The sequence below is a fragment of the Tardiphaga sp. GW821-FHT12E02 genome (assembly GCF_058807155.1).
On the sequence record NZ_JBXAQK010000001.1, the window covers coordinates 2,695,886 to 2,707,904 of the forward strand.

The 12,019-nt window shown below is 64.8% G+C and carries 11 protein-coding genes; 7 read left to right on the forward strand and 4 right to left on the reverse strand.

Going from position 1 to position 12,019, the window contains the following annotated elements; all coding sequences use genetic code 11:
- Window positions 1–96: 96 nt before the first annotated feature.
- Both AC1RQ5_RS12705 and AC1RQ5_RS12710 read left to right on the forward strand, forming a co-directional pair.
- A complete protein-coding gene (locus AC1RQ5_RS12705; protein WP_493199348.1) occupies window positions 97–570 on the forward strand; it encodes an RT0821/Lpp0805 family surface protein in 474 nt (157 codons plus the stop codon).
- A gap of 98 nt (window positions 571–668) precedes the next feature.
- Window positions 669–2,048, forward strand: coding sequence for a hypothetical protein (locus AC1RQ5_RS12710; protein ID WP_398479031.1), 1,380 nt, complete (start codon window positions 669–671; stop codon window positions 2,046–2,048).
- Here AC1RQ5_RS12710 and AC1RQ5_RS12715 read toward each other — a convergent pair.
- Window positions 2,045–2,407 carry an iron chelate uptake ABC transporter family permease subunit gene (locus AC1RQ5_RS12715; protein ID WP_493203406.1) on the reverse strand — a complete coding sequence of 121 codons (363 nt, stop codon included), beginning with the start codon at window positions 2,405–2,407 and terminating at the stop codon, window positions 2,045–2,047. The two genes, AC1RQ5_RS12710 and AC1RQ5_RS12715, sit on opposite strands and share 4 nt — an antisense overlap.
- A 108-nt stretch (window positions 2,408–2,515) precedes the next feature.
- Here AC1RQ5_RS12715 and ccmI point away from each other — a divergent pair, with 108 nt between their 5' ends.
- From ccmI to AC1RQ5_RS12740, 5 genes are all read left to right on the forward strand, one after another.
- Window positions 2,516–3,622 carry a c-type cytochrome biogenesis protein CcmI gene (gene ccmI / locus AC1RQ5_RS12720; RefSeq protein ID WP_493199350.1) on the forward strand — a complete coding sequence of 369 codons (1,107 nt, stop codon included), beginning with the start codon at window positions 2,516–2,518 and terminating at the stop codon, window positions 3,620–3,622.
- Between the two features lie 6 nt (window positions 3,623–3,628).
- Entirely contained in the window at window positions 3,629–4,138 is a 510-nt protein-coding gene (gene ccmE, locus AC1RQ5_RS12725) for a cytochrome c maturation protein CcmE (RefSeq protein WP_398479035.1), read from the forward strand.
- Window positions 4,135–6,117 (forward strand): heme lyase CcmF/NrfE family subunit, encoded by a 1,983-nt coding sequence (locus AC1RQ5_RS12730; RefSeq protein ID WP_493199351.1) that lies wholly within the window; start codon window positions 4,135–4,137, stop codon window positions 6,115–6,117. The genes ccmE and AC1RQ5_RS12730 overlap by 4 nt, the downstream gene beginning before the upstream one ends.
- A gap of 3 nt (window positions 6,118–6,120) precedes the next feature.
- Window positions 6,121–6,603: a cytochrome c-type biogenesis protein gene (locus AC1RQ5_RS12735; protein ID WP_493199353.1), complete on the forward strand. Its 483-nt coding sequence runs from the start codon at window positions 6,121–6,123 to the stop codon at window positions 6,601–6,603.
- A 133-nt stretch (window positions 6,604–6,736) separates the two neighbouring features.
- Window positions 6,737–8,080 (forward strand): methyl-accepting chemotaxis protein, encoded by a 1,344-nt coding sequence (locus tag AC1RQ5_RS12740; RefSeq protein ID WP_493199354.1) that lies wholly within the window; start codon window positions 6,737–6,739, stop codon window positions 8,078–8,080.
- A gap of 10 nt (window positions 8,081–8,090) precedes the next feature.
- On the opposite strand, the gene AC1RQ5_RS12745 is transcribed toward AC1RQ5_RS12740, so the two are convergent.
- From AC1RQ5_RS12745 to AC1RQ5_RS12755, 3 genes are read right to left on the reverse strand one after another with little or no spacing between them, the layout of a single operon-like run.
- Window positions 8,091–10,358: a molybdopterin cofactor-binding domain-containing protein gene (locus tag AC1RQ5_RS12745; RefSeq protein WP_493199355.1), complete on the reverse strand. Its 2,268-nt coding sequence runs from the start codon at window positions 10,356–10,358 to the stop codon at window positions 8,091–8,093.
- Window positions 10,359–10,367: 9 nt separating this feature from the next.
- Complete coding sequence (locus AC1RQ5_RS12750; RefSeq protein ID WP_493199357.1) at window positions 10,368–11,348, reverse strand: FAD binding domain-containing protein; 981 nt, start codon at window positions 11,346–11,348, stop codon at window positions 10,368–10,370.
- Between the two features lie 2 nt (window positions 11,349–11,350).
- Window positions 11,351–12,001 carry a 2Fe-2S iron-sulfur cluster-binding protein gene (locus AC1RQ5_RS12755; protein WP_493199358.1) on the reverse strand — a complete coding sequence of 217 codons (651 nt, stop codon included), beginning with the start codon at window positions 11,999–12,001 and terminating at the stop codon, window positions 11,351–11,353.
- Window positions 12,002–12,019: the final 18 nt, after the last annotated feature.

The window sequence follows — 12,019 nt, forward strand, 5'->3', positions numbered from 1 at the left end:
GTTCCATATCTGGCGCCCTTATCCCGCCTGAATTATCCCGTTCGTAACCACTTTGGCGTTTGCTGATGGCCAGTTTTGCGTGCGAGGTTCCCGTTCATGGTCAAGTTCAACATGCTCTGTGTTGCCGTGCTCGCGCTGGCGCTGGGTGGTTGTGACATGACGACCTCGGATGGCAGCCTCAGCCTGGGCTCCGAGACGATCGCGCGGGCTTACAGCAGCACCAAGTCGGCCGTTGGCCTATCCGAGGAGAACGCCGCGGCAGCCGTCACCAATGCGGCTTTTGGCGGCCTGATCGGCGCCCGGCTTGGCGCCCAGCTCAATGACGAGGATCGCCGGCTGGCCTATGAGGCCCAGCTCACCGCGCTCGATCGTGGTGCGCCCGGGGCGCCGGTGCCGTGGCGCAACGAGCAGAACGGGCGTTACGGCAATATCGTCGCGGGACCGGTGTACAGCCAGAAGGGGCTGCAATGCCGCGGTTTTTCGCACACGATCACCGTCAATGGCGACATCAAGTCGGCGCGCGGCACGGCCTGCAAGAGCCCCGAAGGCGCGTGGGCGGCGGCTGCTTGAGCCACATCCTCAACGGGTTCTTAACGACACCACTGCTACAAAGTCAGGTGGCCGCTTTCGGTCTTGAACCCGCCGGCGAGTGCTGATTTCTGGGCCTTATGAACAAGACCTCCATCGATCGTCTCCGGGACTATCTTGCGCAGCTGCCGCAGCAGTCGCAGATGCTTCTGCTGCGCGAATATGAGCGCGCGATCGAACGCGGTGAGGACGTCAAGGTCGCGCATTTCGTGCTCGACCAGTTGCGCGGCGTGATGCGCGGACACGAGGATGCCGTGCGGCCCCGCGTCGAGGACCCGACCCGCCTGGTATTCAGGTCGCTGGAGCCGTTCCTGGTCGATGGCGTGGCTGCAATCAGGCCGGGCCAGATCCGCCGCCCGTCGCTGTTGCCGGTCTGGCAATGGCTGGAACGTGATGCGGCCGATGCAGTGCGCGAATTCGAGACGGCGATCGCGGATGCGGGCGACAATGCTGCCGGCGTCGAGCGTGCGGTGAAGAAATTCCAGCAAGCGGCTGCTGCGGCCATCGCCCATGTTCTGTCGGGCAATGGCGGGGGCCGGGCGGCGCGCATCGGGCCGACCCATGCGGTGGAGGATCTGCCTGCCATCGGAGCGGCACTGAAGGCGCGCGAGCAGCTCGATGCGTTTGCCGGCAAGCTGCCCAGCGTGTTGCGCAGCTTTGGCGAGGCCCAGGTGGCATCGGTCAACAGCGCGCTGAACGTGCCGGCGCTGACCACGCCGCAGGTTTTGCCTTTCGCCTTGTCGCTGGTAATGCAGCGACTGGCGGCGCCATGGCAGATCATCCGTATCGCGGTGAAGATCGCTGCCTCCGATGATGAGATCCGCGTGGCGGCGACGCCCTATGGCGTGGCGGTGACGATGGCGCTGGCCGATCTCAACACCGTTGCAGCCATTCTCCGCTCGGAGATTCGGCGCGGCCAGTTCGACAACGCGCCTGAACATCTCAAGATCGCCCATGACGGCGTGCGCGGATTGCGCACCGAACTCGACATGCGCAATGACAGCGCATGGGGCCGCCAGATGGCGGCGATCCGGGTGGAGATTTCCTCGACACTGCAGTCCGAGATCGAGAGCGTGCCGGGCCGCGTGCGCCGCCTGCTGCGCCAGCGCCCGGACAAGGACATTGCCCCCACCGCGACCATCGATCCCTCCGAGGTGGAGGAGGTCGTGGCGATGATCGGTTTCGTCGCGGTCTGCCGCACCTATGCGAGCGAACTGGCGATCAACGAAGTGACGCTGCGGACCTATTCGGACCTGCAGCAATATGTCGAGAAATCCACCGAAGCGCTGGTGCAGTCGCTACGCGCCGGCGATGTGCGCGTGCGCAACTATCGGCAGATGCAGGCGAAGACGGCGATCCGTTTCTGCCATGTGCTGTTCGGCCAGGAATATGCGGCCCTGATGACCCGCGCCGCCGAGCAGGCGATGGTGGTGGTCGAGAAGCCGAAGAAGGCGGGCTAGACCTTCTTGCTCATTGTCAGCAGCCAGAGCAGATAGGCGCCGCCGAGCAGCAGCACGGCCCCCATCAGCGCACCGGAGACCAGCGGAACGCCGGACGATCGCGTCAATCGTCGTGCGAGCTGGGGACCGGCGAGGGCGATGAAGGCGATCGGGCCTGCGGCCGCGGTCGCAATGGCCGCGAGACTGACGGCCGCCATCACCATGATCAGCCGCGTGCGCTCGACGGGACCCCCGAGCTGCCGGGCGGCATCGTCGCCCATTTCGAGCAGGTTGATGCGCTGCGCGTGATAGATCACGACCGGGACAATGGCGATGAAGCCGAGTATCGCCTTCCAGCCCCATTCTTGACCCAGCGCAATCTCCCGCCCGGTGCAATGGCATAAAAGTCAATTGCGCGGGGGTGGTGGCCATGGTGTAACCGGCTCAGCGTCGTTTAGATCGACTCAAGGGTATGCCGGAACCCATTGATGGCCTTATGGTTTGTCTTCGCTTTAATGACCGCCGCGGCGACTTTCGCCGTGCTGCTGCCGCTTGGCCGGAAGGCTGCGGCAACGGGCGGAACCGAGGTCGCGGTCTATAAGGACCAGCTGGCCGAGGTCGGACGCGATGCCGCAGCCGGGCTGATCGGTCCGGTCGAAGCCGAGGCGGCGCGGGTGGAGATCGGCCGCCGGCTGCTCGCCGCTGCGGACGCGGATGGCAAGAGCGTGACGGGCAATGCGCCGGGGATGCGCAAGGCGGTGTCGCTGGTGGCGCTGATCGGGCTGCCGCTGATCGCCGTCGGCGTCTATCTGCCGCTCGGCTCGCCCGCCATGCCGGACATGCCGCTGGCGTCGCGTCAGCAGAACTCAAATCCCAATCAATCGGTCGTGAGCCTGATTGCGCAGGTCGAGGCGCATCTTGAAAAGAACCCCACCGATGCGCGCGGCTGGACCGTGCTGGCGCCGGTGCTGGCGCGGATCGGCCGTTACGACGATGCCGTGCGCGCCTATCGCAACATCATCACCTTCGGCGGCGACAGCGCCGCCAACCGCGCCGATCTCGGCGAGGCGATGACCATGGCCGCCAATGGCGTCATCACTGCCGAGGCCAAAGCGGAATTCGATCGCGCCGTGGCGCAGGATGCCGATGAGGTGAAGGCGGGCTATTTCCTTGGGCTCGCTGCCGAGCAGGATGGCCGCCGCGCGGATGCCGCGACGATCTGGCGCGCGATGCTGGAGAAGGCGCCGGCGGATGCACCGTGGCGCCCGGTGGTGAGCGCAGCGCTGGCGCGTGTCGGTGGCAAGGGACCCGATCTGCCGGCGCTGCCACAGGAGACCGTGGCTGCGGCGCAGGACATGACGACGGATGATCGCAACGCGATGATCCAGGGCATGGTCGATCGGTTGGCGACGCGCCTGAAGCAGGACGGCAGCGATGTCGAGGGTTGGCAGCGTCTCGTGCGCGCTTATCTGGTGCTCGGCGATCGTGACAAGGCCAGGGGCGCGCTGGCTGATGCGCGGCAGGCTGTTGGCAGCGATGCCGAGCGGCTGCGCAAGCTGAATGATGGTCTCAAAGACGCCGGCTTGGATGGATAGTTCGCGATGACACGCAAGCAGCGACGAATGACGATGATTGGCGGTGCGCTCGCGATCCTGGCGATCGCGGCCGGCCTCGTGCTGAATGCACTGCGCGACAGCATCGTGTTCTTCTCGACGCCGACCATGGCCGCGGAAAAGCAGATTCCGGCCGGCAAGCGTTTCCGTCTCGGCGGCATGGTGGAGCAGGGCTCGCTGTCGCGCGGCGACAATCTTGCTGTCAGCTTCAAGGTCTCCGACGGCGGCGCGACGCTGCCCGTGAATTTCAAGGGCATCTTGCCGGATCTGTTCCGCGAAGGGCAGGGCGTCGTCGCCGAAGGTGCGCTCGATGCCAATGGCGTATTCAAGGCTGATACGGTGCTCGCCAAGCATGACGAGACCTATATGCCGAAGGAAGTGGCCGACGCGCTGAAGAAGCAGGGCCGCTGGAAGGAAGGCGAGGGCGGCAAGCCCGTCGTCTCGCAGGACACGACCGGCGCGAATACGACGAGTGCCAAGCCGAGCATGACGCAATGATCGCCGAAGCCGGACATTATGCGCTGATCCTCGCGCTCGCATTGGCGCTGATCCAGTCCACCGTGCCGGTGGCCGGCGCATATTTGCGCGACACCGCGCTGATGAATGTGGCGCGCTCGACCGCGCTGGCGCAGTTCCTGTTCTGCGGTCTGTCGTTTCTCGCGCTGACGACGCTCTATGTCGTGTCGGATTTCTCCGTCGCCAATGTGTTCCAGAATTCGCATTCGGCAAAACCGCTGCTCTACAAGATCACCGGCGTGTGGGGAAACCACGAAGGCTCGATGCTGCTGTGGGTGGCGATCCTGGCTTTCTTCGGCGCGCTGGTGGCGACCTTCGGCAATAACCTGCCGCTGTCGCTGCGCGCCCATGTGCTGGCGGTGCAGGGCTGGATCGCCGCAGCGTTTTATCTGTTCATCCTCGCGACCTCGAACCCGTTTATCCGCATGGCGCAGGCGCCGCTGGAAGGGCGCGACCTCAATCCGGTGCTGCAGGATATCGGTCTGGCCGTGCATCCGCCGATGCTCTATCTCGGCTATGTCGGCTTCTCCATCTCGTTCTCTTTCGCCGTTGCTGCGCTGATGGAAGGCCGTATCGATGCGGCCTGGGCGCGCTGGGTGCGGCCGTGGACGCTGGTGGCGTGGATCTTCCTCACCCTCGGCATCGCGATGGGCTCCTACTGGGCCTATTACGAGCTCGGCTGGGGCGGCTGGTGGTTCTGGGATCCCGTCGAAAACGCCTCGCTGATGCCGTGGCTGTCCGGCACCGCGCTCTTGCACTCCGCAATCGTGATGGAGAAGCGCAATGCGCTGAAGGTCTGGACCGTGCTGTTGGCGATCCTGACATTCTCGCTGTCGCTGCTCGGCACCTTCCTCGTGCGCTCGGGCGTACTCACCTCCGTGCATGCCTTCGCCACCGATCCGTCGCGCGGTGTGTTCATTCTCGTCATTCTCTGCCTGTTCATCGGCGGCAGTCTGACGCTGTATCTGTGGCGGGCATCGTCGCTGAAGCAGGGCGGCCTGTTCGCCCCGATCTCGCGCGAGGGCGCGCTGGTGCTGAACAATCTGTTCCTCACCACCGCCTGCGCCACCGTATTCGTCGGTACACTGTATCCGCTGGCGCTGGAAATGCTCACCGGCGACAAGATCTCGGTGGGTGCACCGTTCTTCAATCTCACCTTTGGCCCGCTCTTCGTGCCGCTGCTGCTGGCAGTGCCGTTCGGCCCGCTGCTGGCCTGGAAGCGCGGCGATCTGCGTGGTGTTGCCCAGCGCCTGCTGGGGGCGGGGATCGCGGCATTGATTGCTATCGCATTGGTCTGGGCCTGGACGACGGGCGGAGCTGCATTGGCGCCGCTGGCGATCGGCCTTGCCGTGTTCGTGATCGCCGGCGTCGTGGTCGATATTTCCGAGCGCATCATGCTGTTCCGGTTGCCGCTGGCGACATCGTTGCGTCGTGCGGTCGGCCTGCCGCGCGCGGCATGGGGCACGGCCTTCGCCCATGCCGGGCTGGGCGTCGCGCTGATCGGCATCGTCTGCGAGAGCACATGGAATACCGAATTCATCGGCACGCTGAAGCCGAATGATGTGGCGAAGCTCGCAGGCTATGAGCTGACGCTGAAGGATATCACCCAGCGCCAGGGGCCGAATTATCGCGAAAGCATCGCGCGTTTCCGTATTACCCGAAATGGTGACGAGATCGGCGAGATGGTGCCCTCGAAGCGCAATTTTGCGGCCCGCCAGACGTCGACCACCGAAGCGGCGTTGCTGTCACGCGGGGCGAGCCAGCTCTATATCTCGCTTGGTGACGACACCACGACGGGCGCCGTCGCCGTGCGGATGTATCACAAGCCGCTGGTGCTGATGATCTGGTGGGGGCCGGTGCTGATGGCGCTGGGCGGTGTGCTGTCGTTGTCCGATCGTCGCTTGCGCGTCGGCGCGCCGAAGCCGGCAAAAGCACCGCGCGCGCTGCAAGCGGCGGAGTAAGCGATGCGACGAATCGCGGCTTGTTTCCTGGCTTTCGCGCTGCTTGCCGGCTCGCCCGCTTACGCGGTGCAGCCCGACGAGATCATGCAGGACCCTGCAAAGGAATCCCGTGCGCGCAATCTGTCGAAAGAGCTGCGCTGCATGGTCTGTCAGAATCAGTCCATCGACGATTCCGATGCGCCGCTGGCGCGCGATCTGCGCTTGCTCGTCCGCGAGCGTATCGCCACCGGCGAGAGCGACAGGCAGGTGATGGATTTCCTCGTCGCGCGGTATGGCGAGTTTGTTCTGCTCAAGCCGCGGCTGGAGCTGCACACGCTGCTGCTTTGGTTGTTGACGCCACTGGTGCTGATTGCGGGCGCTGTGGCGCTGTGGTGGCACAATCGCCGCCGCAACGAGCGCAGCCATGCCGAGGGCATCGCGGCACTCACCCCGGATGAGGAAGCGCGTATCGAACGCCTGCTCGGCGCGCAGGACAAATCAGGCTGAACGCGCGACATTCTGTCGACCAATGCGCTGTGCAATTGACATAAGTCATACGGCCTTTTCACGCATGATTTTATGAGTTCTTGACGTTTCTCTGCGACATTGCGGCCGTTCAATCGTCATCATGGCCGGGCCGATGTTTTCTGATAGCAATCTCACGATCCGCTTCCTCGTCATCTCGGTCGTTGCGGCCTTGCTCGTGCTTCTGGCCTTTGGCGGCGGCACTGGCTTTGTCGCCGTGCTGTATCTCAACAACGAGATCACGCGGCTGTCGTCGCAATTCGGCGCGCTCAGCGGCGAGAGCCGCGATCAGGCGATGCAGATCTATCATCAGGCGCAGGCCGCGTTCTCCTACTTCCTGATGGCCTGCGCCGCGATCGGTGTGCTCGCTTCGATCGTGTGTCTCACGACCTATTTCGTCGTTTGCAACGGCATCATGGCGCCGCTCGCCGCCATCGTGCATGCGATGCGCGAAGTGGCCGACCGGAAATACGATACGTTCATTCCGGGTTCGGGAAAGTCAAACGAGATCGGCCTGCTGGCCGCGGCGCTCGAGATCTTCAAGACCAATGGCATCGAGCGCGAGCGGCTGACGGCACAGGAGCTGCAGGACGCCAAGCACAAGGGCGAGCGCGCGACCTATCTGGACCAGACCATCGAGCGCTTCAATACGCAGGTGACCAATGTCGTGAACACGGTGGCATTATCCGCGACCCACCTGCAGCATAATGCCGAAACCCTGTCGCAGGCCGCGAATGATACGACCTCGAAGGCGAATGCGGTGGCCGATGCCGCCGGACAGGCCAGCAGCAGCGTGCAGACGGTCGCTGGCTCGACCGAGGAAATGACCACGTCCATCGGCACCATCAGCCGCCGCGTGACCGACGCGACACATCGCGCCGAAGGCGTGGCCACACAAGCGCGCAAAAGCCGCGACACCATTCATACGCTGTCCGAAGCGGCCGACAAGATCGGCGCGGTGGTGCAACTGGTTCAGGCGATTGCCTCGCAGACCAATCTGCTGGCGCTGAATGCGACGATCGAGGCCGCGCGGGCCGGCGAGGCCGGCAAGGGTTTTGCGGTGGTCGCATCCGAGGTGAAGAGTCTCGCGGACCAGACACGACGGGCGACCGAGGAAATTTCCCAGCAGGTCGGCAATATCCAGGGCATCACCAATGAGACCCGCGACGCCATCGATGGGATCTCGAACACCATCGCCGAGATCAGCGAGATCATGACCGGCATCGAGATCGACACCGCGCAGCAGCGCAACGCGACGCAAGACATCTCGCGCAGCGTTCAGGATGCGGCGCGCGGCACGCTCGATGTCTCGAACCATATCGTGCAGATCTCGTCCACGTCGTCGGAGACCGGACGACTGGCCGACGACGCCCGCGACTCCGCCGTCGATCTGGCCCGGCAGGCCGAGATACTGAAGCGCGAAGTGGGTGGATTCATTGCGCGCGTCAAGGCGATGTGAGGGCGCGTCCTCACGCCATCCCCGCCAGCACCTTGTCCAGCGTCACCGGCAGTTCACGCACACGGACGCCGCAGGCGTTGTAGACGGCGTTGACGACGGCGGCATTGGCGCCGCAATTGCCGAGTTCGCCGATGCCTTTGATGCCCAGCGGATTGCCCTTGTCGTCGTCCTCATCGAGGAAGATGACATCGATATCAGGAATGTCCGCATGCACCGGCACCTGATATTCGGCGAGATCGTGATTGACGAAGTGGCCGTAACGGGGATCGAGCATCGCGGCTTCCGTCAGCGCCGAGCCGACGCCCCAGATCATGCCGCCGATCATCTGCGAACGCGCGGTCTTCGGATTGAGGATCTTTCCGGCGGCGAAGACGCCGAGCATGCGTCGCAGCCTCACTTCGCCCGTATCGATATCGACGGCAACCTCGGCGAAATGTGCGCCAAAGGCGTGCTGCGAAAAGGTCTTGTAGGTCTCGCCACGCGCCGCCGAGCCGGTGGCATCGAGGCCGTCGGGCGAGGTCTGTGCGATCAGTTCCGCAAGCGGGGCTGACCGATCGCCGAGTGTCAGGCTGGCTTCTTCGAACCTCGCTTGCATCGGATCGGCGCCGCGGAGCGGGGAGGCAGCATGCGAGCGCGCGGCGTCAGCGATCTTCTGGCAGAGGGCGAGACAGGCATTGTGAACCGCCGTACCCGAGCTTGCGGCGCCCCATGAGCCACCCGAGCCGGGGCTGCGCGGCAGGTTGCTGTCGCCGAGCTCGACCGTGATCGCCTGCAGCGGCAGGCCGAGGCGTTCGGCGGCGATCTGGGCGAGGATCGTATAGGTGCCGGTGCCGATATCGGTCATGTCGGTTTGCACCGTCACCTGGCCGCTGCGATCGATGGCCACGCGGGCCTGGGACGGGCCGATATAGTTCGGCCGCATGGCACCGGCCATGCCGATCCCGACCAGCTTGCGGCCCTCGCGGCGGGCGCCGGGCGTGGCTGAACGCTGCGCCCAGCCGAAGCGCTGCGCGCCTTCACGCATGCAGGCGATCAGGTTGCGGCTGGAGAATGGCGCGCCGGTTTCCGGATCGCGCGCTGGCTCGTTGCGGATGCGGAATTCGATCGGATCGAGTGTCAGCCGCTCGGCCATCTCATCCATCGCACATTCCAGCGCGAGCAGGCCGGAGGCTTCGCCGGGCGCGCGCATCCATTCGCCGCGATTGGTGTCGACGCGAACGAGGCGATGCGTCGTGCGTCGCGTGGCGGATGCATAGAACGAGCGTGACACCACGCCGCTTTGTTCGGCGAATTCCTCGAAGCGCGAGGTGGCGGCGATCACGTCATGCACCAGTGCCGTCAGCCTGCCGTCGCCGTCCGCGGCGAGCCGAATGCGCTGCTCCATCGCCGGGCGGTGGCCGGCATTGGCGAACATCTGCTGGCGCGTGAAAGCGACCTTGACGGGACGCTGCATCTCGCGCGCGGCAATAGCGGCGAGGATTGTCTCGGCATGCGGGATCAATTTTGAGCCGAAACCGCCGCCGGCATAGGGGCTGATGACGCGGACATGTTCGCGCGGTATCGCGAGTGAGGCGGCCACGCCGCTCTGGATATTGGCGATGGTCTGCGTGCTCGTATGCAAGGTCAACCGCTCGCCATCCCATTGCGCCAATGTTGCATGCGGCTCCATCGGCGCGTGGATCTCATAGGGCAGGCGATAGGTTTGATCGATGGTGACCGACGCTGCTGCGAGCGTTGCATCGGCATCGCCATGCGCGGTGTCGGGCGCGAAGCCGGCATTGATGCGCGCGGGCTTGTAGCGCTCGGCATGGGCGGCGAGGGGATCGTAGAAGCCGGGCTCCTGCATATAGCGGATATCGATCAGCGCCGCGGCGCCGCGTGCGGCCTCCCATGTGCCCGCGATGACCAATGCGACGGGCTGATCGTAGTGAAGGATCTCGTCGCTGGAGAGCATCGGGCGCGCGCGGGTGAAGACGTCGGGCACGTTCGGCGGCATCGGCGCGCCGAAGGCAGGCTGTGGCGCCATGTTGCGATAGGTGAGGATTTTGAGCACGCCTGGAATCGCTTCCGCACGCGTCGTGTCGAGCGTCGTGATGCGGCCTTTCGGAATGCCGGCGCCGAGAAGCACGCCATAGGCCGGCGTCGTGCCGCGGGCGCGATTGCTGTGCTCGAAGGCATAGCGCGCAGCGCCGGTGACTTTAAGCCGGCCGTCGATGCGATCGACGGGGCGGCCGATGAAGCGGCCCGGTGTCGGAACAGTGGTTGTGTTCGATGTCATGCTGTGCTCCTAGCTGGCCGCGACCGCGAGGGTCTGGCGCAAGGTTCGTTTGGCTAGCTCGCGCTTGAAACCTGCGCTGCCCTCTGTCCGTGCGTCCGCGAGTGCGCGCTCGGCCGCTGCATCGAATGTGGAAGTTTCGGCTTTGCCATTTCGCAAGACCTGCTCGGCCGCATCCGCGCGCCATGGCCGCGGCGCCAGGCCGCCAAAGGCGATGCGGGACGACGCCAGGCGGCCATTGCGGCGCTCGACGATGGCGGCCACCGACACCAGCGCGAAGGCATAGGACGCGCGATCGCGGACCTTGCGATAGATCTGCTGTCCGCGCGGTGGCGTCGGCAGATGAACGGCCACGATCATCTCTCCGGATGCCAGCGAGGTTTCGATCTGCGGTGTGGCGCCGGGCAGGGGATAGAGGTCACCGATCGCGAATTGTCGTGTTTGACCAGAGGCGGTGATGGTTTCGATTTGGGCACCAAGCGCGGTCATCGCCACGGCCATGTCGGACGGATGCACGGCGATGCAGGATTCACTTGCGCCAAGAATGGCATTGGCGCGATTGAAGCCGCCGATGGCGGCGCAGCCGGAGCCGGGCACGCGTTTGTTACAGGGCGTGTGCGTATTGTAGAAATAAGGGCAGCGCGTTCGCTGGAGCAGATTGCCGCCCACCGATGCCTTGTTGCGGAGTTGGCCGGACGCGCCGGCCAGTAGCGCCTGGCTGAGCAGCGGAAAATGCGCGCGCACATGCGGATGCGCGGCAAGATCGCTGTTTGCCACCTGCGCGCCGATGCGGATGCCGCGATCGGGCTGTGTTTCGATCCTGTTGAGCGGCAGGCGGCTGATATCGACGAGATGCGTCGGCCGTTCGATGCCGAGCTTCATCAGGTCGAGCAGATTTGTGCCGCCAGCGATGAATTTGGCGTTCGGATGTTTCGCGACTGATGCGATGGCGCCGGAGACGGTGGTGGCGCGTTCATAGGTGAAGGGCTGCATGACTACGCCTTCTCGGCTGCGTCGCGAATTGCGGCGACGATGTTGGGATAGGCGGAGCAACGGCAGATATTGCCACTCATGCGTTCGCGGATTTCGTCGTCGGTGAGGGCGAACCTGTTTGCCCCGACGTCGCCGCTCACATGGCTTGGCCAACCCAGCCGGGCCTCCTGCAGCATGCCAATGGCGGAGCAGATCTGGCCGGGCGTGCAATAGCCGCATTGGAAGCCATCGCGCTCGATGAAGGCGGCCTGCATCGGATGCAGGTCGTCGTCTTTGGCGAGGCCTTCGATGGTGGTGATGTCATCGGCCTGATGCATCACGGCGAGCGTGAGGCACGCATTGATGCGGCGCCCATTGACGAGCACGGTGCAGGCGCCGCATTGGCCGTGATCGCAGCCCTTCTTGGAGCCGGTGAGGCCGAGATGCTCGCGCAGCGCGTCGAGGAGCGTGGTCCGCGTATCGAGCCGCAGCTGCATGGGTCTGCCGTTGATCGTGAGATCGCAAGCGAGGGGCTCGTGAGTCGCGGCAGACGTGATTTCTGTAGCGGCTGGCGCGGCTTCCGCCAGGCCACTGGAGACCGCCAGCGCCAGGGCCGAACTGCCTTCCAGCACCTGCCGTCGTGTCGGCAGAAAGGGATCGATCGCACCAGTCATCGCGCACTCCATGTCTCG

Coding starts and splice junctions, on each gene's coding strand:
- ccmE (WP_398479035.1), top strand. CDS start 3,629: ATGACACGCAAGCAGCGACGAATGACGATGATTGGCGGTGCGCTCGCG.
- AC1RQ5_RS12750 (WP_493199357.1), bottom strand. CDS start 11,348: ATGCAGCCCTTCACCTATGAACGCGCCACCACCGTCTCCGGCGCCATC.
- AC1RQ5_RS12705 (WP_493199348.1), top strand. CDS start 97: ATGGTCAAGTTCAACATGCTCTGTGTTGCCGTGCTCGCGCTGGCGCTG.
- AC1RQ5_RS12710 (WP_398479031.1), top strand. CDS start 669: ATGAACAAGACCTCCATCGATCGTCTCCGGGACTATCTTGCGCAGCTG.
- AC1RQ5_RS12730 (WP_493199351.1), top strand. CDS start 4,135: ATGATCGCCGAAGCCGGACATTATGCGCTGATCCTCGCGCTCGCATTG.
- AC1RQ5_RS12735 (WP_493199353.1), top strand. CDS start 6,121: ATGCGACGAATCGCGGCTTGTTTCCTGGCTTTCGCGCTGCTTGCCGGC.
- ccmI (WP_493199350.1), top strand. CDS start 2,516: ATGGCCTTATGGTTTGTCTTCGCTTTAATGACCGCCGCGGCGACTTTC.
- AC1RQ5_RS12745 (WP_493199355.1), bottom strand. CDS start 10,358: ATGACATCGAACACAACCACTGTTCCGACACCGGGCCGCTTCATCGGC.
- AC1RQ5_RS12740 (WP_493199354.1), top strand. CDS start 6,737: ATGTTTTCTGATAGCAATCTCACGATCCGCTTCCTCGTCATCTCGGTC.
- AC1RQ5_RS12755 (WP_493199358.1), bottom strand. CDS start 12,001: ATGACTGGTGCGATCGATCCCTTTCTGCCGACACGACGGCAGGTGCTG.